At 62.4% G+C, this 25,878-nt stretch carries 19 protein-coding genes; 13 read left to right on the plus strand and 6 right to left on the minus strand.

From position 1 onward, the window contains the following. Positions 1-14 precede the first annotated feature (14 nt). The 7 genes from cpdA (at position 15) to ACM6IM_RS20025 (ending at position 8,268) form a co-directional block, all read left to right on the plus strand. Positions 15-830: a 3',5'-cyclic-AMP phosphodiesterase gene (gene cpdA, locus ACM6IM_RS19995; RefSeq protein WP_192307682.1), complete on the plus strand. Its 816-nt coding sequence runs from the start codon at positions 15-17 to the stop codon at positions 828-830. Positions 831-1,026: 196 nt separating this feature from the next. Further along, positions 1,027-1,635: a YqiA/YcfP family alpha/beta fold hydrolase gene (locus tag ACM6IM_RS20000; RefSeq protein ID WP_192307683.1), complete on the plus strand. Its 609-nt coding sequence runs from the start codon at positions 1,027-1,029 to the stop codon at positions 1,633-1,635. A 53-nt stretch (positions 1,636-1,688) separates the two neighbouring features. Further along, a complete protein-coding gene (gene parE, locus ACM6IM_RS20005; RefSeq protein WP_414866102.1) occupies positions 1,689-3,593 on the plus strand; it encodes a DNA topoisomerase IV subunit B in 1,905 nt (634 codons plus the stop codon). Further along, entirely contained in the window at positions 3,593-4,582 is a 990-nt protein-coding gene (locus ACM6IM_RS20010; protein WP_414866103.1) for an esterase-like activity of phytase family protein, read from the plus strand. The genes parE and ACM6IM_RS20010 overlap by 1 nt, the downstream gene beginning before the upstream one ends. Continuing rightward, positions 4,579-5,103 (plus strand): TIGR02281 family clan AA aspartic protease, encoded by a 525-nt coding sequence (locus ACM6IM_RS20015; RefSeq protein ID WP_192307686.1) that lies wholly within the window; start codon positions 4,579-4,581, stop codon positions 5,101-5,103. Before ACM6IM_RS20010 ends, ACM6IM_RS20015 begins: the two co-directional genes overlap by 4 nt. 7 nt (positions 5,104-5,110) lie before the next feature. Next, positions 5,111-7,378, plus strand: a complete 2,268-nt coding sequence (gene parC / locus ACM6IM_RS20020; RefSeq protein ID WP_192307687.1) for a DNA topoisomerase IV subunit A — start codon at positions 5,111-5,113, stop codon at positions 7,376-7,378. Positions 7,379-7,554: 176 nt separating this feature from the next. Further along, positions 7,555-8,268, plus strand: coding sequence for a membrane integrity-associated transporter subunit PqiC (locus ACM6IM_RS20025; RefSeq protein ID WP_192307688.1), 714 nt, complete (start codon positions 7,555-7,557; stop codon positions 8,266-8,268). 240 nt (positions 8,269-8,508) lie between these two features. Here the strand turns inward: ACM6IM_RS20025 and ACM6IM_RS20030 are convergent, their stop codons facing one another. After that, complete coding sequence (locus tag ACM6IM_RS20030; RefSeq protein WP_201193705.1) at positions 8,509-10,032, minus strand: AhpA/YtjB family protein; 1,524 nt, start codon at positions 10,030-10,032, stop codon at positions 8,509-8,511. A 135-nt stretch (positions 10,033-10,167) separates the two neighbouring features. Between ACM6IM_RS20030 and serB the strand changes: the two genes are divergently transcribed. Continuing rightward, positions 10,168-11,382, plus strand: coding sequence for a phosphoserine phosphatase SerB (serB, locus tag ACM6IM_RS20035; protein ID WP_192307690.1), 1,215 nt, complete (start codon positions 10,168-10,170; stop codon positions 11,380-11,382). Between the two features lie 126 nt (positions 11,383-11,508). On the opposite strand, the gene ACM6IM_RS20040 is transcribed toward serB, so the two are convergent. From ACM6IM_RS20040 to ACM6IM_RS20055, 4 genes are all read right to left on the minus strand, one after another. After that, entirely contained in the window at positions 11,509-13,296 is a 1,788-nt protein-coding gene (locus ACM6IM_RS20040; protein WP_414866104.1) for a molecular chaperone, read from the minus strand. 130 nt (positions 13,297-13,426) lie between these two features. After that, positions 13,427-14,287 (minus strand): archaetidylserine decarboxylase, encoded by an 861-nt coding sequence (gene asd, locus ACM6IM_RS20045; protein WP_414866105.1) that lies wholly within the window; start codon positions 14,285-14,287, stop codon positions 13,427-13,429. A gap of 18 nt (positions 14,288-14,305) precedes the next feature. After that, positions 14,306-15,121, minus strand: a complete 816-nt coding sequence (gene rhdA / locus ACM6IM_RS20050; RefSeq protein WP_414866106.1) for a thiosulfate sulfurtransferase — start codon at positions 15,119-15,121, stop codon at positions 14,306-14,308. Between the two features lie 39 nt (positions 15,122-15,160). Further along, a complete protein-coding gene (locus ACM6IM_RS20055; protein ID WP_414866107.1) occupies positions 15,161-16,699 on the minus strand; it encodes an HDOD domain-containing protein in 1,539 nt (512 codons plus the stop codon). A gap of 166 nt (positions 16,700-16,865) precedes the next feature. On the opposite strand from ACM6IM_RS20055, the gene motA reads away from it, so the two are divergent. Both motA and motB read left to right on the plus strand, forming a co-directional pair. After that, on the plus strand, positions 16,866-17,717 hold the full coding sequence (motA, locus tag ACM6IM_RS20060) for a flagellar motor stator protein MotA (protein ID WP_192307695.1): 852 nt from the start codon (positions 16,866-16,868) through the stop codon (positions 17,715-17,717). Between the two features lie 3 nt (positions 17,718-17,720). After that, a complete protein-coding gene (motB, locus tag ACM6IM_RS20065) occupies positions 17,721-18,749 on the plus strand; it encodes a flagellar motor protein MotB (RefSeq protein ID WP_192307696.1) in 1,029 nt (342 codons plus the stop codon). Positions 18,750-19,286: 537 nt separating this feature from the next. Here the strand turns inward: motB and rsgA are convergent. Continuing rightward, a complete protein-coding gene (gene rsgA, locus ACM6IM_RS20070) occupies positions 19,287-20,318 on the minus strand; it encodes a small ribosomal subunit biogenesis GTPase RsgA (RefSeq protein WP_192307697.1) in 1,032 nt (343 codons plus the stop codon). Positions 20,319-20,425: 107 nt separating this feature from the next. Here rsgA and orn point away from each other — a divergent pair, with 107 nt between their 5' ends. The 3 genes from orn to ACM6IM_RS20085 all read left to right on the plus strand — a co-directional run bounded on the left by orn (position 20,426) and on the right by ACM6IM_RS20085 (position 25,836). Continuing rightward, complete coding sequence (gene orn, locus ACM6IM_RS20075; protein ID WP_192307698.1) at positions 20,426-20,968, plus strand: oligoribonuclease; 543 nt, start codon at positions 20,426-20,428, stop codon at positions 20,966-20,968. Positions 20,969-21,097: 129 nt separating this feature from the next. After that, positions 21,098-21,709, plus strand: a complete 612-nt coding sequence (locus ACM6IM_RS20080) for a trimeric intracellular cation channel family protein (RefSeq protein WP_192307699.1) — start codon at positions 21,098-21,100, stop codon at positions 21,707-21,709. Positions 21,710-21,930: 221 nt separating this feature from the next. Then, positions 21,931-25,836, plus strand: a complete 3,906-nt coding sequence (locus ACM6IM_RS20085) for a dermonecrotic toxin domain-containing protein (RefSeq protein ID WP_414866108.1) — start codon at positions 21,931-21,933, stop codon at positions 25,834-25,836. The last annotated feature ends 42 nt before the right edge of the window (positions 25,837-25,878 follow it).

Consider the following 25,878-nt stretch of genomic DNA (forward strand, 5'->3'; position numbering starts at 1 on the left):
CCTGGGAGAGCGCCTTGCCGAGCGTATCCACATTGACCACCGCCGATTCGGCGCTGCTGGTGCAACTGTCCGACAGCCATCTGTTTGCCGAAGCCGACGGAACCTTGCTGGGCATGAACACGCGACAGAGCCTGCAAAAGGTCATCGAACTGGTCAGGCATCAACAGCCGCGAATCGACCTGATCATTGCCAGTGGTGATATTTCCCAGGACGGCACGCTGGAGTCCTACCAGCGGTTTCGCGACCTGACCCGGCCGCTCGATGCGCCCGCGCGCTGGATTCCCGGCAATCACGATGAGCCGCAGGTCATGGCCGAGGCTGCCGTGCAGAGTGCGCTGCTGGAGCCGGTGGTGGACATCGGCAACTGGCGGGTCACCCTGCTCGACTCGGCGGTGCCGGGGTCGGTGCCGGGGTATCTGCAGGACGAGCAATTGCAGTTGCTCGCGCGTTCCTTGAGCGAAGCGCCGGAGCGCCATCACCTGGTGTGTTTCCACCATCATCCGGTGTCGATTGGTTGCGCCTGGATGGAACCGATCGGGTTGCGCAACCCCGAGGCGCTGTTTGCCGTGCTGGATCGTTTTCCACAGGTACGCGCGGTGTTGTGGGGGCATGTGCATCAGGAAATCGATCAGTTTCGAAACGGCGTGCGCCTGATCGCTTCGCCCTCGACCTGCATCCAGTTCGAGCCTGGGAGTGTCGATTTCAAGGTCGGTGAACAGGCGCCGGGCTACCGCTGGCTGCGGTTGTCGCCGGACGGGCAGATCGAGACCGGTGTGGAGCGGGTGACCGGGTTCGATTTCACGGTGGATTACGGCTCCAACGGCTACTAGTCATTCCTGAAGGCCGCGTCGTGGCCTTCGCGAGCAGGCTCGTTCCCACAGTGGATCCGAGCCGCTCATAAACTGTGTGGGAGCGAGTCTGCTCGCGAAGGCGTCGGTCCAGACGACTTGAATTTCACAGATATCCCCGATTCCCCCGACTCCCTGTAAACTCCGCCCTTCCTCACCCGACACACAGGGAGTCCAGATGTCCGGTTCGATCCTTTATATCCACGGTTTCAACAGCGCGCCCGCCTCGCAAAAGGCCACGCAGTTGATGCAGGTGATGGAGCGTCTGGGCCTGAGCAGCCATCTGCGAGTCCCGGCCTTGCATCACCATCCACGCCAGGCCATCGCGCAGCTGGAGCAGGCGATTGCCGAGCTCGGGCGGCCACTGCTGGTCGGCAGCTCACTCGGCGGCTACTATGCGACTCACCTGGCCGAGCGCCATGGCCTCAAGGCCTTGCTGATCAACCCTGCCGTCAGTCCGCACCGGATGTTCGACGGGTTCCTGGGGACGCAGAAAAACCTGTATACCGATGAGGCCTGGGAATTGACCCACGACCATGTGACGGCCCTGGCCGAACTGGAAGTGCCGGCGCCCCGGGATCCGCAGCGGTACCAGGTGTGGTTGCAAACGGGCGATGAAACACTGGACTATCGCCTCGCCGAGCAGTATTACCGGGCGTGTGCCTTGCGTATCCAGGCCGGCGGCGATCATGGTTTCCAGGGTTTTGCCGCGCAACTGCCGGCAATGCTGAGTTTTGCCGGCATCGGCGCAGATTTGTATCGGGCGATGGATTTCACGGCACTGTGAACACTCGCTCTTTTTCATCGATCACTTTTTAGACAGGCGGACGAAGAGACCCCATGGCCACTCCCAGCGCTAGCTCTTATAACGCAGACGCCATCGAAGTCCTCTCGGGCCTCGACCCGGTGCGCAAACGCCCCGGCATGTACACCGACACCAGTCGGCCGAACCACCTTGCCCAGGAAGTCATCGACAACAGCGTCGACGAAGCCCTGGCGGGTCACGCCACGTCGGTGCAGGTCATTCTGCACGCCGACCACTCGCTGGAAGTCAGCGACGATGGCCGTGGCATGCCCGTGGACATTCACCCGGAGGAGGGCGTCTCGGGCGTCGAGCTGATCCTCACCAAGCTGCACGCGGGCGGCAAGTTTTCCAACAAGAACTACCAGTTCTCCGGCGGTTTGCACGGGGTGGGTATTTCCGTGGTCAACGCCCTGTCGACCGAAGTGCGGGTGCGCGTCAAGCGCGATGGCAATGAATACCAGATGACCTTCGCCGATGGTTTCAAGAAAACCGAACTGGAAGTGGTCGGCAGCGTCGGCAAGCGCAACACCGGCACCAGCGTATTCTTCGCGCCGGACCCGAAGTACTTCGATTCACCGAAATTCTCCATCAGCCGCCTCAAGCACGTGCTCAAGGCCAAGGCCGTTCTGTGCCCGGGGCTGCTGGTCAGCTTTGAAGACAAGGGCACCGGCGAGAAAGTCGAGTGGCATTATGAAGATGGCCTGCGTTCGTACCTGGTCGATGCGGTCAGCGAGTTCGAACGCCTGCCCGACGAACCGTTCTGCGGCAGCCTGGCCGGTAACAAGGAAGCGGTGGATTGGGCGCTGTTGTGGCTGCCCGAAGGTGGCGACAGCGTTCAGGAAAGCTACGTCAACCTGATCCCCACCGCCCAGGGCGGCACCCACGTCAATGGCTTGCGTCAGGGCCTGCTCGATGCGATGCGCGAGTTCTGCGAGTTCCGCAGCCTGTTGCCGCGCGGCGTCAAGCTGGCGCCGGAAGACGTCTGGGAGCGCATCGCCTTCGTGCTGTCGATGAAGATGCAGGAACCGCAATTCTCCGGCCAGACCAAAGAGCGCCTGTCGTCCCGGGAAGCGGCGGCGTTCGTCTCCGGGGTGGTCAAGGATGCGTTCAGCCTGTGGCTCAACGCCAACCCGGAAACCGGCATGCTGCTTGCCGAGCTGGCGATCAACAACGCTGGCCGGCGCCTCAAGGCGAGCAAGAAGGTCGAGCGCAAACGCATTACCCAGGGGCCGGCACTGCCGGGCAAGCTCGCCGACTGCGCCGGGCAGGACCCGATGCGTTCCGAGCTGTTTCTGGTGGAGGGTGACTCCGCGGGCGGTTCGGCCAAGCAGGCGCGGGACAAGGAATTCCAGGCCATCCTGCCGTTGCGCGGCAAGATCCTCAACACCTGGGAAGTGGACGGCAGCGAAGTGCTGGCCAGCCAGGAAGTGCACAACATTGCCGTGGCCATCGGTGTCGATCCGGGCGCGGCGGACATGAGCCAGCTGCGTTACGGCAAGATCTGCATCCTCGCCGACGCCGACTCCGACGGTCTGCACATCGCCACCCTGCTGTGCGCATTGTTCGTCCAGCATTTCCGTGCGCTGGTCGATGCCGGTCACGTCTATGTCGCAATGCCGCCGCTGTACCGGATCGATCTGGGCAAGGACATCTACTACGCCCTCGATGAAGCCGAGCGCGACGGGATTCTTGACCGCCTGGTGGCCGAGAAGAAACGCGGCAAGCCGCAGGTCACCCGATTCAAGGGCCTGGGTGAAATGAACCCGCCGCAGTTGCGTGAAACCACCATGGACCCGAACACCCGGCGCCTGGTGCAACTGACCCTGGACGATTTTGACGCGACGTCGGAAATGATGGACATGTTGCTGGCGAAGAAACGCGCCGGCGACCGTAAATCCTGGCTCGAATCCAAAGGCAACCTGGCCGAGGTTCTTGGCTGATGCGGGTTGGCTTTGCCCTGGCGTGTGCGTTACTTCTGGGCTGTGGTTCGGTGTTTGCCGAACCGGCACCGTCGTTGCGCCTGTTGTCCGAGCATCCCGTGGAGGGCATGCGCGGCGGCAATCTGTCGGGGCTGGCGCAGTGCGGCAAGGAATTGTGGACGGTATCCGATCGCGACGACGACCAGATCTACCGCCTGGAGCCCGGTGACGGAACCTGGCAGGCGCAAACCGTGCACATCGATGTGCCGCCAGTGCCGGACAGCGGTTTGCCCTGGGGCCTGCGTTCGCGGACCTGGGTGGCTTCGTTCGTGCGCGGCGGTGACCTTGATTTCGAAGGCATCACCTGCGACAGCGCCGGCAATCGCTACCTCGTCAGCGAAGCTCATGCCGCTGTGCTGCAAGTGCCGCCAGCCGGGCCGGCGTCCTGGTTGAAGATCTCGCCGTTGCTGGTTCGTGAGGCGCGCGCCAGTGGCATGCTGTTGCACTTCAACGCGCTGTTCGAAGGCCTGGCCATCAACCCCGCTGGCGATCAATTGTGGTTGGCGGCGGAGCGCGAACGTCGTGGCCTGCTGCTGGTCAAGCGTCAGCAAACGGTCTGGGATTGCGATGCAGGGTGTGTGCTGCTGAGCGAAGCGGGCGTGGAAATGCAGCCGGCGAACTTTCCCAAAGCCAAGGCGGTATCGCGGGATTTTTCCGATCTGTCATTGTTCAACGGCAAGCTGTTCACCCTCGAGCGCAATGCGTTCGAGATTTGCCGCCGCGACGCGGTGACGGCCAAGGTCGAGCGGTGCTGGTCATTTGCCGACGAGGCGCTGCGGCCACCTCGGCGTTACGCACAGGACTACGGCCTGGCGGAGGCGCTGATCGTGGACGCCGAGGGTGCCTGGATCGGCATCGATAACAATGGAGGGGCTCGCGCCGATGGCGAGAAGCGCCCGATCGTCTGGCGCTTTGCCGCGCCTGACGGTGGCTGGAACGCCGCGCCGTGACTGCGCAACCGCCAGGCAAGCGCGCCGGTCGGGTCTTGCTGATCCTGGCCTGGTGCGCCGGCCTGTTCCTGGCCACGCGATTCTTCGGCGAATGGGAAGCGCGCCAGAACAATCCCAATGTGGTTGTCAGTTCGCAGCAGGGCGATGGTTACATCGAAGTGAAGCTGGTCAGCAACCAGCAGGGCCACTTCGTCGCCAGCGGTCAGATCAACGGCCAGCCGGTGGATTTCATGCTGGACACCGGGGCGACGGATGTATCGATCCCGGCCGAACTGGCCAAACGCTTGAAACTGGAAGAAGGCTTCGGGGTGACCCTGAGCACGGCAAACGGTCTGAGCCAGGGTTACCGAACCCGTATCGACCGCTTGCAGGTCGGCGACATCGTCTTGCGCGATGTCCGCGCGCTGGTCGCGCCCGGCCTGGACGGCAATCAGGTGCTGCTGGGCATGAGCGCGCTGAACAAACTTGAATTTACCCAGCGCGGTGGCACCATGCTGCTGCGCCAGACAACGAACCGATGAGGCCCGCATGAGCGACTCCCTTGATCTCAGCCTGGACGGTGTAGAACGCCGGTCACTGTCTGACTTCACCGAAAATGCCTACCTCAACTACTCCATGTACGTGATCATGGACCGCGCCCTGCCGCATATCGGCGACGGCCTGAAACCGGTACAGCGACGCATCGTCTACGCGATGAGCGAGTTGGGGCTGGATGCCGATTCCAAGCACAAGAAATCGGCGCGTACCGTCGGTGACGTGCTCGGCAAGTTCCACCCGCACGGCGATTCGGCCTGCTACGAAGCCATGGTCCTGATGGCCCAGCCGTTCAGCTACCGCTACACGCTGGTCGATGGCCAGGGCAACTGGGGGGCACCGGACGATCCCAAGTCCTTCGCCGCCATGCGATACACCGAAGCACGGCTGTCGCGCTATTCCGAAGTGCTGCTCAGCGAGCTGGGCCAGGGCACGGCGGACTGGGGCCCGAACTTCGACGGCACCCTCGAAGAACCCCTGGTGTTGCCGGCACGTTTGCCGAACATCCTGCTCAACGGCACCACCGGCATCGCCGTGGGCATGGCCACGGACGTACCGCCGCACAACCTGCGTGAAGTGGCGTCGGCGTGCGTGCGCCTGCTCGATGAGCCCAAGGCCACGGTCGAGCAGCTCTGCGAACACATCCAGGGCCCGGATTACCCGACCGAAGCGGAAATCATCACCCCGCGCGCCGACCTGCTGAAAATGTATGAAACCGGCAAGGGATCGGTGCGCATGCGCGCCGTGTACCACGTCGAAGACGGTGACATCATCGTCACCGCGTTGCCGCACCAGGTCTCCGGGGCCAAGGTGCTGGAGCAGATCGCGGCGATGATGCAGGCCAAGCCTTCCAAGGCCCCGCAGATCGCCGACCTGCGTGACGAGTCCGACCACGAAAACCCGTGCCGGATCGTGATCATTCCCGGTGCGCGCAAGAACTTCGACCACGATGCCTTGATGCAGCACCTGTTCGCCAGCACCGAGCTGGAATCGAGCTACCGGGTCAACATCAACATCATCGGCCTGGACGGCAAACCGCAGTTGAAAAACCTGCGGGCCCTGCTGGTCGAATGGCTGGAGTTCCGGGTCCAGACCGTGCGTCGCCGTCTGCAATTCCGCCTCGACAAGGTTGAGCGTCGCCTGCACCTGTTGGACGGCTTGCTGATTGCCTACCTCAACCTGGATGAAGTGATTCATATCATCCGTACCGAGGAGCACCCCAAGGCGGCGCTGATCGAGCGGTTCGCCCTGAGCGAAATCCAGGCGGACTACATTCTCGACACCCGTCTGCGTCAATTGGCGCGCCTGGAAGAAATGAAGCTGCGTGCCGAGCAGGACGAACTGCTCAAGGAGCAGGCCAAGCTGCAAGCCTTGCTGGGTAGCGAAGCCAAACTGAAGAAACTGGTGCGCAGCGAGTTGCTCAAAGACGCCGAAACTTACGGTGACGACCGTCGCTCGCCCATCGTCGAGCGTGCCGAAGCCAAGGCCCTCACTGAGCACGACCTGCTGCCGAACGAGAAAGTCAGCGTGGTGCTGTCGGAAAAAGGCTGGGTTCGCTCCGCCAAGGGCCACGACATTGACGCTACCGGGCTTTCCTACAAGGCCGGGGATGGTTTCAAGGCGCTGGCGGCCGGGCGGTCCAACCAGTACGCGGTGTTCATCGACTCCACCGGCCGCAGTTACTCGGTAGCGGCCCATACACTGCCGTCGGCCCGTGGCCAGGGCGAACCGCTGACCGGTCGCCTGACGCCGCCGCCAGGGGCGAGTTTCGAATGCGTGCTGATGCCTGAAGACGATTCGCTGTACGTGATCGCTTCCGACGCCGGTTACGGGTTCGTGGTCAAGGGTGAAGACTTCCAGGCCAAGAACAAGGCGGGCAAGGCCCTGCTGAGTCTGCCGAACAATTCGAAAGTGATCCTGCCGCGTCCGGTGGCCGATCGTGAGAACAACTGGCTGGCTTCGGTGACCACCGAAGGTCGCCTGCTGATCTTCAAAATCAGCGATCTGCCACAATTAGGTAAGGGCAAGGGCAACAAGATCATCGGTATTTCCGGTGAGCGTGTGGCCAATCGCGAAGAATATGTCACGGACATCGCTGTTTTGCCGGAGGGCGCCACGCTGGTGCTTCAGGCCGGAAAACGTACCTTGTCACTGAAAGCGGACGACCTCGAACACTACAAAGGTGAACGTGGGCGTCGTGGTAACAAATTGCCACGTGGCTTCCAGAGAGTGGATGCGCTGCTCGTCGAAAACCTCAATTAGGCGTCCTAGAGCGCCCGATCTACGATTTAACGCGTAGATCGGCGCTTTGGCGCTGGAGTCGGAACGCATATTCACGGATGATATGGCCTTTCAAGCGCCGGCGTGGTCGAGCGTTCTTCATATTTATTGAGTATTTTCACTGTGGTTAGCCTTGTGGCAACCACCTGGATGGGACGATGACTGCTCTGCGCCTTCCTTTTATTTTGATGCTCGCCGGCGTTCTTGGCCTGGCGGGTTGCAGCGTTCACCAGCCGGTGTCGCTGTATCAGCTGGACAGCGGAAGTCCGGCACAACCTGCGCAAGCCGCAGGCATGGCGGTATTGTTGGGCCCGGTCGTCGTTGCGGACTACCTGCAACGTGAAACGCTGTTGCAGCGTCAACCGGATGGCAGCCTCCAGGCCTCGACCGACGGTCGTTGGGCTGGCAGCCTTTCCTCCGACATCGATCAGCTGTTGTTGCGCCAGGTCGCGGGTCACCTGGACAGCCAGCGTGTGGTGCTGGCCCCGGCGACCCTCGGCTTCACCCCGGACGTTCAGGTTTTGCTGACCATCACGCGGCTGGACTCGGGTGAGTCGCAACCGGCGATCCTGGATGCTCAATGGCGCCTGATCGATCGCCGTGGTCAGGTTCGGGATAACCGCATCGTTCATCTGCAGGAGCAGCATGCCGGCGGCACTGCGGCCCAGGTGCAGGCCCAGGGCGTGTTGTTGCAGCGTCTGGCCGAACAGCTTTCCGTAGCGCTCAAGCCACTGGCCAACCAGCCACCGATTGCCGAAGCCCCTAAAAAGCCTGCTGCCAAGCCTGTTGCACCGGCAGCGGAGCAGGAGAAACAGCCCAAGATCCCGATGGCCGCTCCGATCCGCACCGATATGGAAGTGTTCCGCTTCTAAAGCCGGATGGCTTCAAGACCAAGCCCGCAGCGATGCGGGCTTTGTTGTTTCTGCAGGTTGGAAGTCTCGTTTGTCTATGCTGGCCCCATCGCGAGCAGGCTCGCTCCCACAGAGTTTTGTGTTGTGACCAGTACCGACCACTGTGGGAGCGAGCCTGCTCGCGATGACGCCAGTGAAGGCCACAAAAAAGCCCGCAGACAATCGCTTGTCTGCGGGCTTTTTTACAGCAGGGCCGAAGCCTTACGCCCGACGCTCATGCATCCGCGCCAGTTGCCGCTCGAGCATCGACGGATAAGGCTCCATCAAGCGCTCCACGCAGCAGGCACCCTCGGGGCTGGCAATCGGGCGGATACGCGCACGCTGACGAATCAGGGCGTCGTCGCTGATCCTGCGCTCCACCAGCAGCAGGTTGCGGCTGTGTTGCGACAGGGCCAGGGCGTCCTGGGCGGTTTCGGTCAGCAGCAGGTCGATCTGGCTCAGGCCGAACAACTCATCGCCCAGGGTCAGGCCCAGCTGCAATTGCAGGGTGATGCCACTGTCGGCGACTTCGATCTGCAACTGATGGCCCAGTGCGCGCAACAATTCGCCGCAGCAGATGGCATTGGTCAGGTAATCGTCGCCACTGTCCTCGGTGTGGAACAGCATCAGCGTGCTGCCATCGTTGAGGGTGTGCAGTTCGCTCTGATACAGCGACGCCGCCTGATCGAGGCAGTCGCGGTAGCGTTCCAGCAGTTCTTCCAGGCGTGCCCGGGGCAAGCGACGCAGTTGGTCCTGAGCGCCCAATTGCACGGCCAGCACCGCGCTGTGCTGCGGTACGCTGGAGACCTGCGGCTTGATCACGGGGCTCGATGCCGATTCGTCGCGCAGATCGGCAAACGGATCTTCGTCATCATCGTCTTCGACGGTGCTGACGATATGCCGAGGTGCAGGCCTGAGGCTGGCGACAGGCTTGGTCTCATCGAAGCTCGGGTCGCGCAGGTTGCGCACTTCGAAGGCTGGCTCGTGATCGTCGGCGTCGGTGTACTCGCTGTCGTCGTACTCGGGTTCCGGCACGGGCTCGGGTTCGGCCGGTTCCGGTGCGAAGTTGGCGTGCAGTTGGCGCGCCAGGTCGCCGATTTCGTCCTGACGGCCGGTAGCCGGGGTGTATTCGTCGATATTGCGCAGCCACACGCGCAATTGCAGCAGCGGTGTGGAGAGGTGACGACCCAGGCGCAGGCTCAAGGCCAGGGACAGGGCCAGCAGGATGGCGCTCAAAATGCCCATGCTCTGCAGGCTGATGGTCATCGGCTGCTGGAACTGGTCCATGTCCAGGCTGATGCGCAACTGCCCGGCGGTCACGTCCTGGAACGTGATCTTGCTCTGGTACATGCCCTCGGCTTCGCCCAGCAGGCCGTGCTTGGGGCGCTGGCCGGATTCGGCGAGGATGCGGTTATCCACGCTGTAGATGGCGGCGTGGGCCACCAGCTTGTTCTTGGTCAGGTTGTTGAGCAGCACGTTGAGGCTGAGGATGTCGTTGGACACCAGCAGCTCGGTGGCCGAGGTGGCCGTCTGCGTGGTCAGGCTTTCGCCCAGGGCATCCGCCTGTTCGTGCATGGCCTGCTTGAACTGCAAACCCATCACGCAGGCGTAGATCACCAGGGCCAGGGCGACCAGGATCACGTTATGGCTGGCGATGCGCAATGCAATCGGTACACGGCGGTGGCGCAGTGCACGGAAGATCAGCAGAAAGAAGTTATCGGTTTTTACTGGCGTGGGCCGGTTCACTTGCGCTCGGCTCTTTTGTCCGTGAAGTTGACGCGCAGTATAGCGACAGGCCCTAGACCGGCAAAGCGCTCACGGTGCCCGATGGTCACTGAAAGTGGGTAGAATGCGGTTTTTTTCCACCTGCGGGGGTGCGCCTTGCGCGAAATCGTCCTGATAAACATCACCGGATCCGATCGTCCGGGTCTGACTGCGGCCATTACCGGCGTCCTGGCCCAGGGTGGTGTGAACATTCTCGACATCGGCCAGGCGGTGATCCACGACACGCTGTCGTTCGGCATCCTGGTTGAAATTCCCGACACCGAGCAGGGCCGGTCGGTGCTCAAGGACATCCTGTTCAAGGGCTACGAGCTCGATCAGCAGGTGCGTTTCACGCCGGTCTCCGAGGAGGATTACCAGCAGTGGGTCGGCAACCAGGGCAAGAAGCGCCACATCGTGACGCTATTGACCCGCAAGGTGACCGCCGGGCAATTGCAGGCAGTGAGCGCGATTACCGCTAAATATGGCCTGAACATCGATCACATCGATCGTCTCTCCGGGCGCATGCCGCTGGATACGCCGGCGGACAAAGGCAAGGGTTGCATCGAGTTTTCGGTGCGCGGCGAAGCGGCCGATCCGCAGGCGCTGCGTGCCGAGTTCCTCAACGTGGCCCAGGAACTGAATGTCGACATCGCCTTCCAGGAAGACTCACTGTTCCGCCGCAACCGTCGTCTGGCGGTGTTCGACATGGACTCGACGCTGATCGAAGCCGAGGTCATCGACGAACTGGCCAAGGCGGCCGGCGTGGGCGACAAGGTTTCGCAAATCACCGAGCGGGCGATGGCCGGCGAACTGGACTTCCGTGCCAGCTTCAAAGAGCGCCTGGCCTTGCTCAAGGGCCTGGATGTCGGCGTGCTGGATTCGATCGGTGCCTCGTTGCGCCTGACCGAAGGCGCCGAAACCCTGTTCGCCGAGCTCAAGCGCCTGGGCTACAAGACGGCGATCCTGTCGGGTGGTTTCACTTACTTCGCCAAGCAATTGCAGGCCAAGCTGGGCATCGACTACGTGTTCGCCAATGAGTTGGAAGTGGTTGACGGCAAGGTGACCGGCGTCGCGGTCGAACCGATTGTCGATGCGCAGCGCAAGGCCGATCTGCTGAGGGAACTGGCGGTCAAGGAAGGCTTGCGCCTGGAGCAGACCATCGCGGTGGGCGATGGCGCCAACGACTTGCCGATGCTGGCCATCGCCGGCCTGGGTGTGGCCTTCCGTGCCAAACCGCTGGTCAAGCAATCGGCCAAGCAGGCGATCTCCACGCTGGGCCTGGATGGCGTGCTGTATCTGCTGGGCTTTCGCGATCGTGACGGGCAGCTCTGAGTCTTCGGCTGTTTGCGAGCCCAATCGCGAGCAGGCTCGCTCCCACGCTGGATTTGTGAACGACGCATAACCCCTGTGGGAGCGAGCCCGCTCGCGATAGCGGCGCTACGGTCCCGGGGCCTACCGTCAAAGCGTCTTCCACAACGAATCAAAATTCTCATCCGAACTGACGGCGCCGCTTCCTGCGGCGTTGTCGTTTCTGGCCGCTTCCAGTGAGCGGTAGGCGAACTGATTGAAGCTGTTCGTGCTCGCCACCCGCCGATCCAGGCCGGCCCGGCGTTCTTCACCGTTGGTGTTGATCAGCACTTTGTTACCTTCCTGAAAGGGCAGTCGCGGTGCGAGCAGGGTGGCCGGCAGGTCGACTGCGCTGATGGCCGGCAGCAGCAGACCGCGCAGGTAGTGGCTGTGTTCGTCCCGGGTACGCACCAGTTGCAGGCCGCAAGGCTCGGCATAGGGCGCCACCTGTTCGATGCCCATTTGCGTACCGCCGCCGCGAACCTGGCGGACCCAACGCACCACGGCGATGCTCCAGCCGGCCCCGGCGCTATCCTCGATTCCGACCATTTCGCCCGCCTGCAATTCGGCGGGCACCTCGCCCGGCCACGCCAGGCAATAGCCCCCGGGACTGTGATTGATCACCGGCAGGGCATAGGTCGGGAAGTGGCGATTGTGATCGGAGAGTTCGTGACTGTCGTCAGTTTGCAGTTGCGGGTACTCGATTTCCTCATACGGCAGCATCGCATCGGCGGTGCCCTGAGGCGCCGCATCGAACGCATGGTGCCATTGATCCTTGTCACGTCCGGCGGGCTCGCTGGCCTTGAACTGCGCGCGGCCGACACCCGGGGTTTTCAGGATCTCGCTGAAGGGGCGTTGTCCGCCCAGATAAAAGTGCAGCGCGCTCATGCCCACGCACAGGGTCAAGGTGCCCTGACTGGCCGTGCGCTGGAAACTGCGCTCCACCGCCTGGCCCCAGGCGGCACTCAGGTGTTGCAGCGTATCCAGGCTCAGCCCCGCCGGTACGGGCAGTGGCGTCGGGCTGTCGCTGTTTTGCAGATGGCCCTCGATGGCGGCGACCAATGGCTGCGGATCGAAAGCCAGCAGGCTCTCCAACTGCTCGGGACGGAATTTCGTCCGGTAGCGCGGGCCGACATCGAGCGCCGGTGCGACGGCGAACAAACCGGTGCCCGACGCTTGCGGTTCCAGCTTGAGCCACTGGCTCCAGGGCTCCAGGACTTCGGCGAGCCGCGCGATCTGACTCTGGCGCAGTTGGTTGCAGCGGGCGGCGCCCAGCAGCAGGGCGGCCAGGTACGTCTGCTCGATGCTCAGGTTTTGCGTCTGGCTGGCCAGCTCGTCACGCAGGCTCAGGCGCTGAAGGCGATGGGTGCAGGCGATTCGATACAGCTGGTGCAGCTCCAGCCACAGGCCGTCCGGAACCGGGCAATAGAGTTCGGTGGCGCGCACCAGCGAGCCGTTGAGACCATGCATCGCCCGTTGCAAGGCCAGGGTCAGCAGCGGTGCGCGGTCCTTGCTGAAGCGTGGGGCAATGCGCACGACAATCTGTTTGTAGCCCATCGCCAGGTGGCTTTGCAGGGCCTGGCAAAGATTGGCGATCTTGCGCGAGCGTTCGTCGAGGACGATCGACTGGTGCAGGAAATGTCGCTCCAGGTGCTTGCAGACGTAGTACACCTCGGGCCGCAGCAGTTCGAGGAGCTGGAGCCGGTTGTCACTGGGGGTCAGCAACTGGTTGAGCTCGCTCAGGCCCTGATAGAGACGGCGTGCGGTTTCGCCGATATTGGCCTTGGGCAAGTCGGCGATCCAGCGCTTGAGGTCACGCGGGGTGGCCTCGCAGAACGACAGGCGCGACAGTGCGGGAGTCGGGGCCCGCAACAGAAGGTGGGGACTGGTTTCATCCATGCCGTATACAAACTCCAGGCGGAAATGGGCAGTGACGGTTCGACTCTAGCAGCTATGGGCGGGATGAGGGGATGCAATGTGTTGCCGGTCCAACGATCCCCGCAGGAGCTCGCTCCTGCGGGGCGGATGTTCAGGCTTTTGGCAGGCCCAGCCCCTGGCCCATCTGCACCGGCGAACCGGCGCCCAGTTCTTCGGCCCACTTGACCTGATCCGGGCCGAACAGCACGATCGCCGTCGAACCCAGCTTGAAGCGACCCAGTTCGGCGCCCTTTTCCAGATGGATCGGCGCGCGGGCGGCTTCGTCGTAGCGGAAGGTTTTCAGCGCGCGTTTCGGTGGTGTCACGAGGCCCGCCCACACGGTTTCAATCGACGCCACGATCATCGCGCCGACCAGCACCACGGCCATTGGCCCGCGCTCGGTGTCGAAAATGCACGCCACCCGCTCGTTGCGGGCAAACAGCTCCGGAACGTTTTCAGCGGTGGTCTGGTTGACCGAGAAGATCCGCCCCGGGATATAGACCATCTCGCGCAGGGTGCCGGCCAGTGGCATGTGCACGCGGTGGTAGTCCTTGGGCGACAGGTAGATGGTGGCGAAATCGCCGCCCATGAACGGCGCCGCGTTGGCCGGGTCACCCCCGAGCAATTCCAGTACGCTGAAGCTGTGGCCCTTGGCCTGGAACACGCGACCGTGCTCGATCGGGCCGAGCTGGCTGACCGCGCCATCGGCGGGGCTGAGGATGGCGCCCGGGGTTTCGTCCAGCGGGCGTGCACCGTCCTTCAAGGCGCGTGTGAAGAAGGCGTTGAAGTGTTCATAGGCGGTGATGTCCTCGACCAGGGCCTGGGACATGTCCACCTGGTAGCGCTTGGCGAACCATGTGGTGAAAGCATTCTTGAACCAGCGCACGCGGCATTCGGCGATGCAGCCGGCCAGTCGCGAAAGCAAATGGTGGGGCAGCAGGTACTGGCTGAGGATAAACAGACGCTTGTTCATTAATTGTCCTTTAAAACCTTAAATCTCGACGGGCGTATCGGGATGGTTGCCCCATTCGCCCCAGGAGCCGGCGTAGCCCTTGACCCGCGGATAACCGAGGGACTTGGCCACCAGATAAGTGAAGCCAGAACGGTGGTGAGTCTGGCAATGGGTGATGACTTCTTTGTCCTTGCTGATCCCGAGTTGTTCCAGGATCTGCGGCATGTCGGTGCGGATGCGCAGGTTGCGCCTCGGGTCCATGCCCTCGGTCCATTCGAAATTGACCGCGCCGGGGATGTGTCCGGCCTTGGCCGCCAGGACTTTCTCGCCGGAGTATTCCAGCGGCCCGCGCGCGTCCCAGATCGCCAGGTCAGCCGCGCCCAGGCGGCTTTGCAGGTATTCGCGGGTGGCGGTGGGTTCGTCGTGCAGGGTCAACGAAACCGGGCCGCCTACCGCTGGCGGGACCTGGATCGACATCGGCGAGCCTTCCGCCAGCCACGCGGTAAGGCCACCGTCGAGGTAGTGATAGCGCGAGTGGCCGATGACATCCAGCAACCAGATGAAACGCCCGGCCCAGCCGCCGCCTTCGTCGTCATAGACCACGTAGACCGCATCGGGGTTGTGCCCCAGCTCACCGAACAACGCCTCGAGCGCCGCTTGCGGTGGCATCAGGCCCGGCGCCGGTGGCTGGCCGAGTTGCGTACGTTTCGGATCGACGAAGCGCGCGCCGGGAATATGCCCTTCGGCATAGCGGGCGCTGCTGGTCAGGTCCACCAGAATCAGTTCACCGGCGTCGAGGCGAGGGAGCAAGTCGCTCGGTTCGATCACTAGCGGCAAGCCAGAGAAGTCAGACATGTGAGGTCTCCAGAGCACAAAGGGGAGGATTGTAGCGGGTCATTGGCCGCGATGGCTAAAGCTGTGCAGGGCTTTCTCGATGCACTGCGCGGTTTTACCGAAAGCCTGCACGGTGATGTCCGAAAACGGCCCGCCTCCCTGATCCGCCACCACGATCATGATCACGCGGCCGTTGTTGACCAGCGAGCGCAGCAGCAGGTGATCACCGCGAAATTGTGCGCGCAGGCCAGGTGGCAACAGCGCTGAAAACTGTGCGTTATTGGCCGGCGTTATACGCACCTGGGCCTGTTGCGCCAGCAGGCGTTGCAACACGTTGCTCTGGCTGACCACGAAATTCAGCCCGCCCGCCTCCTTGGGCAGCCCGGCCGTCTGGTGCACCCGAAGATTGGCGTGGGTGCGATCGGCCATCAGGATCATCACCCGACGCATGCCGCACGCCACCAGGGCGTCCCGGGCCGAGTTGGTCAAGTGCATGGCGTTGGTGAACCGGCTGGGTTCCACCAGCAGCTCGGCACATTGCACGCGCCACTTGGCCAGGTCTTCGGTGGTGGGGGCCGGGGCGGGCATCAGGCCGGCGGGGACGTGCGAGGAGCCCCACGGCCACAGCAGCGCAATGGCAGGGTGCCAAAGGTCCGGCGCAGCGTGATGGCGTGCGCTGTTGGCCGCCTGCTGGTGCAGTTGCTGCTGCAACTCGTCCATGGGCATTTGCAGGTAAAGGCTGGTCAGGTACTGCCAGCGCTCACTGTGCGGGCAGTCCCAGGACTGTTGCGCCGAGAGTGCCAGGCCGTTGGCCAGCAACACGGTGTTGGCGGGCTGATTGAGCCAGCGACGCAACGTCGGGTCGTCATCGAGCCGGTTCTGCTGGCGCAGCGGGTGATCGACGTCACGGGCGATGCGCAGGACTTTCACCAGCTCGCGCTGTTCCTTGAGCAGCAGCCTGTAACCCTGCTGCACCCAGATCGGCAGGCGCCAGGTCTCCACCAGCTTCTGCGCGATCCGCAGCAGACGCACGCCGAACAATTGTTTCTCGACGGTGCGTGCCGACTCGCCCTTGTGGATGACCCGCAGCTCCCACTCCTCGAGCAATTGCGGGTGAGTCAACGCCATTGGCCACAGCGGTGACAGGAACAACAGACTGCCCCAATGGATGTCCTGCCACAGCCGGGCCAGGCGTGCAGCGAAAAAGCCATTGGCCTGCTGGGTCGCGTGCTGGCTGATCAACTGCAGTTGGCGCAGGGTCACGGGAATTTGCGATTCAGGCATCGCGGGCAGGCGCGCGAGCAGCTCTTCGGTGCGCTTCAAGCCCAGGCGAGTGATCGCCACTTCAAGGTTTTCCGCCGGTTCGGCCATGCTGCCGTGAGTCTGCCGGTTGGCTTCGCGAATCACGCTCAGGGCCAGCGCAGGGCTGTCCTGCATCAGCTCGGCGATATCGCGCAGCGAGCTGCGAGTGTCGCCGATTGCCTTGCAAACCCGGTCGTGGCTGGCTTGCGGGACGGGCAGGCGAACACCATCGAGAAGCTTTACCCAGCCTTCGAGCGTGGTCGGTTTTGGAGCTGGAACGTTCGTTTCATTCGCCATGGTTGGACGTGATCATCGTCTGCAATACCTGCGCCCTGAATGGGCCAAATTGGCTTTTCGCCTGAACTGGCTATAGTCTGGCGCAGTTTTGCCGATAAGTAGAAGAAGAGATTTTTTAACTTCCGAATATGACCTTGAACCCGACTCAGTAAGTGCTCTCCTACCTATGGCTAAAATAATCGGCATCATCGTCGTGTTCGCGAGCGTGCTCGGCGGATACGTGCTCTCCCACGGCAAGATTGCGGCCCTGATCCAACCCTTCGAGGTACTGATCATCGGCGGCGCAGCCCTTGGTGCATTCTTGCAGGCCAACCCTGGCTACATGACCATGCACGTGCTCAAGAAGTCCCTGGGCATGTTCAGTTCCCGTTTCAGCCACACTTTCTACCTGGAAGTGCTGGGGCTGGTGTACGAGATCCTCAACAAAAGTCGTCGCGAAGGCATGATGGCCATCGAAGGCGACATCGAAGACGCGGCCGCCAGCCCGATCTTTGCCAAATACCCGGCAGTGCTCAAGGACGAACGCATGACCGCGTTCATCTGCGATTACCTGCGCATCATGTCGTCCGGCAACATGGCTCCCCATGAGCTGGAAGGCCTGTTCGACATGGAACTCTACAGCCTCAAGGAAGACCTCGAGCATCCGTCCCACGCGGTGAACGGTATCGCCGACGGCATGCCGGGCTTCGGTATCGTCGCGGCCGTACTGGGTATCGTGGTGACCATGGCCTCCCTGGGCGACGGTGACCAGAAATCCATCGGCCTGCACGTGGGTGCGGCGCTCGTCGGTACGTTCTTCGGTATTCTCGCCGCGTACGGTTTCTTCGGTCCGCTGGCCCACTCCCTGGCTCATGATGCCAAGGAAGAACTGAACGTGTATGAAGCGATCAAGGCTTCGCTGGTGGCTTCGGCCTCCGGCATGCCGCCGTCGCTGGCCGTGGAGTTCGGGCGCAAGGTTCTGTACCCGGCGCACCGTCCTAGCTTCGCTGAGCTGGAACAAGCGGTTCGCGGTCGCTAAGCCATGGAAAATAATCAGCCGATAATCGTCAAGCGCGTCAAGCGCATCGCCGGCGGGCACCACGGGGGCGCTTGGAAAATCGCCTTCGCGGACTTCGCCACGGCGATGATGGCGTTCTTCCTGGTGTTGTGGCTGCTGTCCACCGCCACACCGGAACAGAAGCTCGCCATCGCCGGTTACTTCAAGGACCCGGTCGGTTTTTCCGAGAGCGGCACACCCTACATCATCGACCTGGGCGGTACGCCGACCCTGGCGCCGGAGAACACCCTCAACCCCGAGGTGAAGTCCCAACCGCAGCCGGACAAGGTGACCGTCGACACCGAACAGGTCGAAGGCATGGCCGAGATGGTGGAGAAGGAGCGTCTGGAACTGCTGCTGCAAGAGTTGCAGAACAAGGTTGAAGAAAACCCGCAACTGCAGAAGTTCAAGGATCAGATCCTGTTCGAGATCACCACCGACGGCTTGCGCATCCAGATCGTGGACGCCGAGAACCGCCCGATGTTCGACTCCGGCAGTGCTCGCCTGAAACCGTATTTCGAAGACATCCTGCTGGCCATGGCCGACACCATCAAGGCGGTGCCGAACAAGATCAGCATCAGTGGTCACACCGATGCCAAGCCGTACGCCGGCACCGGCGATTTCGGCAACTGGGAGCTTTCGGCCAACCGCGCCAACGCCGCACGTCGCGCGCTGGTGGCGGGCAGTTATCCGGACGAGCAAGTGGCGCGCGTGGTGGGTTATGCGTCGTCGGCCTTGTTCGATCGCGAGAACCCGCTCAATCCGGTCAACCGTCGCATCGACATCATTGTGCTGACCAAGAAGGCCCAGCGGGCCATCGAAGGCTCGCAAGGTGCCGAGCCTGCTCCGGAACCGGCGCAAGGCCAGGGCGGCCCGGGTGAAGTGCCGGCCACACCGGCCGACCCGAACGCGCTGCCACCGGGGAAGGAACCGCTGCCGGCCCATGAGCTTCGCGAACGCCTGAACCTGTTCGACGACCCGGCGCCGAAACCGGCAGAACCGCCGAAGCCTTGATCCACAAAAAACCGACAGCGATGTCGGTTTTTTGCATCCCGCCTGGACGCACCCCTGTAGGCGCGAGCCTGCCCGCGAAGAACCTGAGACCGCCACGGGGCATCAGGCACCCAGCGTCATCGTTGACGACCTTCGCGAGCAGGGCTCGCTCCCACAGGTTCAGCATTGTCCATGTGGGAGCGAGCCTGCCCGCGAAGAGCCTGAGACCGCCATGGGGCATCAGGCACCCCCGTGTCATCGTTGACGACCATCGCGAGCAGGGCTCGCTCCCACAGGTTCAGCATTGTCCATGTGGGAGCGAGCCTGCTCGCGAAGAGCCTGAGACCGCCACGGGGCGTCAGGCACCCCGCGTCATCGTTGACGACCATCGCGAGCAGGGCTCGCTCCCACAGGTTCAGCATTATCCATGTGGGAGCGAGCCTGCCCGCGATGAGCTGAGGCCACATACGGGGCCTGGGCGGCCACGGAAAAGCCATCCGCTGAAAACCAAAAAGCCGCGAAATGATCGCGGCTTTTTCGTGTGGGTGTGAACGCTGTCTAGTAGCTGCTCTCCGGCAGGCTCGCGATGATCGAGCGATAGCTGTTCATCCGTTGCTGGTGCACCCGGCCTTCTTCCAATGCCTTGAGCAGGGCGCAACCCGGTTCGCGGTCGTGCTTGCAGTCGCGGAAGCGGCAGGTGCCGATCAGGTCGTTGAACTCGATGAAGCCGGCTTCGACGTCGGCTCGGCTGACGTGGCCGAGGCCGAATTCGCGGATGCCGGGGGAGTCGATCAGCTCGCCGCCACCGGGGAAGTGGAACAGCCGCGCGGTGGTCGTGGTGTGGGTACCCTGGCCGGACAGTTCGGACAGCGGACCGACGCGGGTGTCGACGTCCGGCAGCAGGCTGTTGACCAGCGATGACTTGCCGACACCGGACTGGCCGACGAACACGCTGATGCGTCCGTCCAGCTTCTGTTGCAGTTGTTCCATGCCGTTGCCGTGGTGCGCCGACACTTCCAGCACCGGATAACCCAGGCTGCGGTAGACCGCGAGCAGGGCGTTGAGGGCCGGGGCGTTGTGTTCGTCGATCAGATCGAATTTGTTGAGCAGCAACAATGGCCGGATGCCGGCGTGTTCGGCCGCCACCAGATAGCGGTCGATCAAATTGGCGTGCGGCTCGGGCAACGGCGCGAAGACGATGACGATCATGTCGACGTTGGCCGCCACCGGCTTGAGCTGGCCTCGGGTGTCCGGGCGGCAGAGTTCGGTTTTGCGCGGCAGTTGCGCCACGATCACACCGATGCCCTGGTTGCCGGCACGCCACACCACCTGGTCGCCCGTCACCAGCGCCGGCAGGTTGGCGCGCAGGTAGCAGCGGCACACCTGGCCCGCCAACTCGCCATCCAGCGCTTCGACTTCGACCTGCACGCCGAAGTGCGCGATCACCAGGCCTGTCTGTTCCGGACCCAGGTCGCCACCTTCAAGTGCCTCGACAGCCGAGGACTCGCGTTTGGCGGCGCGGGCAGCGCGTTCGCCCTGAATCTTTTCGATGCGCCAGTTTTGACGACGATTGAGTTGGCGTTTGGCCATGGGTGTTCCGTATGAAGAATACAGCGATTAGGTAAAACGGCCGCGAGTTTAGCACGCCCGGCCGCCTCCCTAAGCTAAACTGCGCAGCATTGCCTAGGAGCCGACACATGCAAAACGCGCAAAACCTGATCTGGATCGACCTGGAAATGACCGGTCTGAACCCTGACACCGACGTCATCATCGAAATGGCCACCATCGTCACCGACAGTGAGCTGAACACCCTCGCCGAAGGTCCGGTGATCGCCATCCACCACAGTGACGAAGTCCTCGCCACCATGGACGAGTGGAACACCCGCACCCACGGCAATTCGGGCCTGACCCAGCGCGTTCGCGAGAGCCGCATCAGCATGGCCGAAGCGGAAGCCCAAACCATCGCCTTCCTGGAGCAATGGGTGCCCAAGGGCAAGTCGCCGATCTGCGGCAACAGCATCTGCCAGGATCGTCGCTTCCTTTATACCCACATGAAAGCTCTGGAAAGCTTCTTCCATTACCGCAACCTCGATGTCTCGACGCTCAAGGAACTGGCCGCGCGCTGGGCGCCGGATGTGCGCGACAGTTTCAAGAAGGGCAGCACCCACCTGGCGCTGGACGATATCCGCGAATCGATTGCCGAGTTGCAGCATTACCGCAAGCATTTCATCAAGTTCTGACGGTTTGACCCCATCGCGAGCGGGCTCGCTCCCACACCGGATCTTCAGTGTTCACGAGATCCCTGTGGGAGCGAGCCTGCTCGCGATGGCGGCTCCCGCCGACGATTGCCCCCCCGCAAGGACCGCCCCATGCTGTTGATGCTCTACTTGATCGCCATTACCGCCGAAGCCATGACCGGCGCGTTGTCCGCCGGTCGGCGGGGCATGGACTGGTTTGGCGTGGTGCTGATCGCCTGCATCACGGCGTTGGGCGGTGGTTCGGCCAGGGATGTATTGCTCGGGCATTACCCGCTGACGTGGGTCAAACACCCGGAGTACCTGGTGCTGACCTCGATTGCGGCGATGGTCACGGTCTTTACCGCGCGCTGGATGCGTCACCTGCGTTCGCTGTTCCTGGTGCTCGACGCCGTGGGGCTGGTGGCGTTCACCCTGATTGGCTGCATGACTGCCCTGGAAATGGGCCATGGCATGCTGGTGGCTTCGGTCAGTGGCGTGATCACCGGGGTGTTCGGCGGCATCCTGCGTGACATTTTCTGCAACGATATCCCGCTGATCTTCCGGCGCGAACTCTACGCCAGCGTGTCGTTCGCGGCGGCCTGGTGCTACATGCTGTGCATCTACCTGCAACTTCCGGGAGAACAGGCGATTCTGATCACCTTGTTCGGTGGCTTTTTATTGCGCCTGTTGGCCATTCGTTTTCATTGGGAAATGCCGAAGTTTGTCTATAACGATGAACAGTGAACAGGCTCCGCAATGTTCGTAAACAGAACATGCAGGGTTGCGGTATATATGTAGGACATGCCGGATGACTCATTGAATAACCTGTGGTTTGCCACCGTTCACAGGGTATTCATATGTCTGATCCATTTACCGCGAAGGAGCCTGTTGGCTCACATCATCATTTTATAGAAAAGTCGATCCCCGATTGGCTGATCAAGGCACCGACACACAGGCGGCTGGCCTTGAAGTCGGCCCGGCCGGACTTTCCCGATGACTACCGCTCGGCGCCTGCCGCCCACCATGCGGCGTTGAAGCAGGCTGTCAAGCGTGCCTGGCTTTCGCAGAACAAGGTGGATCGCCTGTTCGATGGGCTCGCGGACGTCAGTGCATTCGCCGAACCTTTATTGCGCGAAGCCTTGAAAAGCCAGTTCGGACTTGAGCTGGATGTCAGGAAAACATTCCTGCGGCTCTATATCCCCAAGGGACTGCTGGTGGGTTATGGCATCAAGACCCTTTCCTTGCTTGATGCCGCCTTGCTTAACTTTGAAAAAAAGGAAACGGCAAAAGGCTACTTCGACAGTGCCTCATGTTTTATCAGCGAGCCTGATCATTTAAAGCAGTTTGAAGTGCTGCCCATCGACAAACGCTTGAGTATTGAAGCCTTCACGTCGCTGTGTCGAAGATTGGACATTGGCGCTCGTTACCAGCGGCAACTTGAGGCGTTGTTGCTGCCGACCGACGCCATGGTCAAGGCGGTGTTGGCGCACAAGGTCATCGGCAGCCTGCAGGACCGGTTCAGGGTCTCGGCATTGCTGGCCCACATGCAGGGTGACATCACCGATGACGAGCAGGCCCGGCTTCTGGGGCTGCTCGATGGCGGGAAACCGCTGAGGGTGGGCGCAAAGGTCGCCCGCGCTCATCAGTTGCAGGTCCTGGGTGCTGTCTTGACCGGCATCGTCGTTTTTTCGGCGGTGGGCGGTGCCGATGGCGTCGAGCCGGTGATCGTGTACATCCCCGACGACCCTGAGCACCCCCTGAAAACCTATGCCAGCGCGGCCGATTTCACCGTGGAGCTGACACGTCGCTTGCGCGCTGTCGACTATCAGCGCTTTTTTGCCCGCTTCGTCGCCCACGACCAGCGCGGCGCCTTTTTTGCGGCGCTGCGCCATGCGCTGACCTCGGTCACCTGGCACCGTAGGGCAACCGCTGAAGCAGGGCCGGCCTGGCGGGAAACGCCGGTTTCCCTGCCCAATCTCAGGTTGCACGTGCAGGTCGTCCGAGACGACCCATGGACCTGGATGTATCAATCGAAGCTGAACAAAATCCTCAATGATGCGCGAGCCATGGCGGTGCCGACGGCAGATGAGGATCGCAAATCGCGCTGGGATCAATGGGACAGCCTGGAGAGCGTGGCCACTGTCATCGTGGAGGTGGCCTCGCTGGTGGCCATGCCCTTCGTGCCTTTCCTGGGGCCGCTCATGCTGGCCTACACCATTTATCAACTGCTGGACGACACCTTTACCGGCATTCTGGACTGGTCCGAAGGTCAGGTCAGCGAGGCGTGCGAGCATCTGTTGGCCGTGTCTGAAAACCTCGTCCAGCTCGGCGCGTTTGCGGTCGGTGGTGCAATCGCTGGCAAATTGCTTGCGCTCAAGCCTGCGCCTTTTGTCGACAGTCTGAAGAGGGTCGATATCGGCGCGGGCAACAGGCGGCTGTGGAACCCGGACCTCGCCCCCTACGAACATCCGTCCGGTTTATCTGCCGAAGCGCAGCCCGATGAACTCGGACTGCACAGGGAGGGTGGTGCGACGCTGCTGCCGCTGGACGGGAAACACTACGATGTGGAGGCCGTGGACGGCGCCTACCGTATTCGCCACCCGCAGCGACCGGATGCCTACCAACCGAGGCTGCGGCATAACGGCGCCGGCGCCTGGGCCCATGAAGTCGAGCGTCCCATGGAGTGGCAGGGCGCCCAGCTGTTTCGTCGTCTGGGGCATTCGGCCGCCGACTTTTCCGACGCCACGGCGGCACGCATCCTCGCCGTGAGCGGCATCGATGAAGCGGTACTGCGGGATATGCACGTGCATGCCCGACGTCCGCCTGCCTTGCTCGAGGACACCCTTCGGCGCTTCAAGCTCGATCAGCGGATTCAGATGTTCATCGACCAGTTGCAGAGCGCCGATTCGACCATCAACGCCAAGGCTGACCCCCAGATGCAGGCGCATTTGCTGCGCGCCCGGGGCGTCGAGGTGCAACCGTCCTCGATGGCCGGCGGCGACCTGGTGCCCGGTGTCGTCGAGTCAATGGACGATGCGCTGCTGAAAAAACTGTTGGGCGCCAGCCCCGCCTTCGGTGACGCGCTGCCCGCCATGGAGGCCCGCGCCAGGTTGCTGCGGCGCAACCTGGCGCGCTGGGCGCAAGACAGCCGCGTCGAGTTGTTCGACGCGGCCGAGGCGTCGTTTGAACAGAGTGACGAACCGCACATTCGACAGATGCGGCGGATTTTCCCCAGGCTGCCGAAAACCGTTGCCGAGGAGATTGTGCGTCATGCGCCAACGAGGGATCAGTTGCAACTGCGGCATCAACCGGGCATTCCGCGATCGATGGCGCACGAGGCGCTGTTTTACCTGCGCGAGGCGCGACTCAGCAGGGCCTATGAAGGGCTGTACCTGGATTCGGTCGCTTCTGCCGATACCGACACATTGGCACTGCACAGCCTCGAAACCCTGAGTGGCTGGTCGCCCGAGGTACGGATCGAGGTGCGTGACGGACATTTCGACGGGGCGGTGCTCGACGCCATCGGTCGTCCTGAAGCGTCTGTCCGCAAAGTGCTGGTCAGGCGGCAGGGGCAGTATCAGGCGCACGACAGCTCGGGCGCGGAACTGCACGGTTTCGACGACCTGTACGGCGCGGTCATGCATGCCTTGCCGGACGCCCAGCGCCAGGCGCTGGCCTTGCCGCAGGTGGGGCAGGGCGCGCAGCTCAGGCAGGCGCTCAGGCAGCAGGCCTTGCTGCCGCGTCCGCAGTTGCGGGCGTTACTGGGACAACCGCCCTTCGAGCCGGGCACTCATTCGCCGATGCGGCTGGCCGTCGGGCGCACTGGCTATCTACGGGGGGGCGGCGATTATGTGCCGCCGTCGCCGCGGCCCATCGAACAACGCCTGCGTGCGCTGTATCCGACGCTGTCTGAAGAAGACATGGCCACGCTGCGCCGCGAACGATTGCTCGGCGACCCGCTGTTGGCCATGGAGGGCCTGGAAAACCAATACCTCACACTGGTCAACCAGCTGGACCTGTGGGTAGCCGATGTGCCGGCAACTCACCCGGTCACCGACGTCACGCTGTCTGGCGATGAGGTGGCTGTGCAGCGCCAGCGCAGGGCTGAATTTGCCACGGAAATCCAGGCGAACTGGAGCCGACGCCTGACCGAAAACAACCGGTTCGACAGGAACCGCTTCTTTTTCAAGCTGGACATCCTGGGTGACCTGCCAACGTTGTCAGCCGATTTCAGCCACGTCGAGGAGTTCGTGCTGATCAACCACAGCTCCCATCTGCGGGCGGGCAAATTTCTCGAAGGCTTCCCGCACCTGAAATTCCTGACCCTGAGGGGCGTGCGGCTGGACGCCTTTCCTGTTGAAACGTTCGGCATGCGCGAGCTGGTGATCCTCAATCTGGACAACTGCAATCTGCGCCTGGACGAAGCCACGGCCGAAGGGCTCGCGCACATGGACCGGCTGACGGAGTTGGACCTGGCGAACAACCCGCTGGGCCTCGCGCCTTATCTCGGATACATGAAAGGCCTGGAAACATTGAGCTTGAATAACACCGGGCTGGAGGTGGTTCCGCCTGGCCTGTTCGAGTTGCAACGGTTACGCCTTGTCGATCTGAGTGACAACCGGATAGTTTCACTTCCAGAAGAACTCTTCGACGTCGACGATACGCAGAAGGTTATTTACATTCTTCGCGATAACCCGCTGAGTGAATCAAGTAAGAAAAATATTGCTGATTATTTTGATAATGCCAGCCTGGATCAGCAGATATCCATTCAATTTGATTCGGATGAGGCGCTGGTCTGGGACAATGAAAGTGATACTGAGGCCAGTGACAGTGGACTGAGCGATGCGGATTCTGACGATGAAGGGAGGTGATCGGGAAAGTTGAAATTGGTTGTCGCTATTGGGTGGCTGTCT

The sequence above is a fragment of the Pseudomonas sp. IT-P12 genome, from assembly GCF_949767465.1.
Taxonomy (GTDB): domain Bacteria; phylum Pseudomonadota; class Gammaproteobacteria; order Pseudomonadales; family Pseudomonadaceae; genus Aquipseudomonas.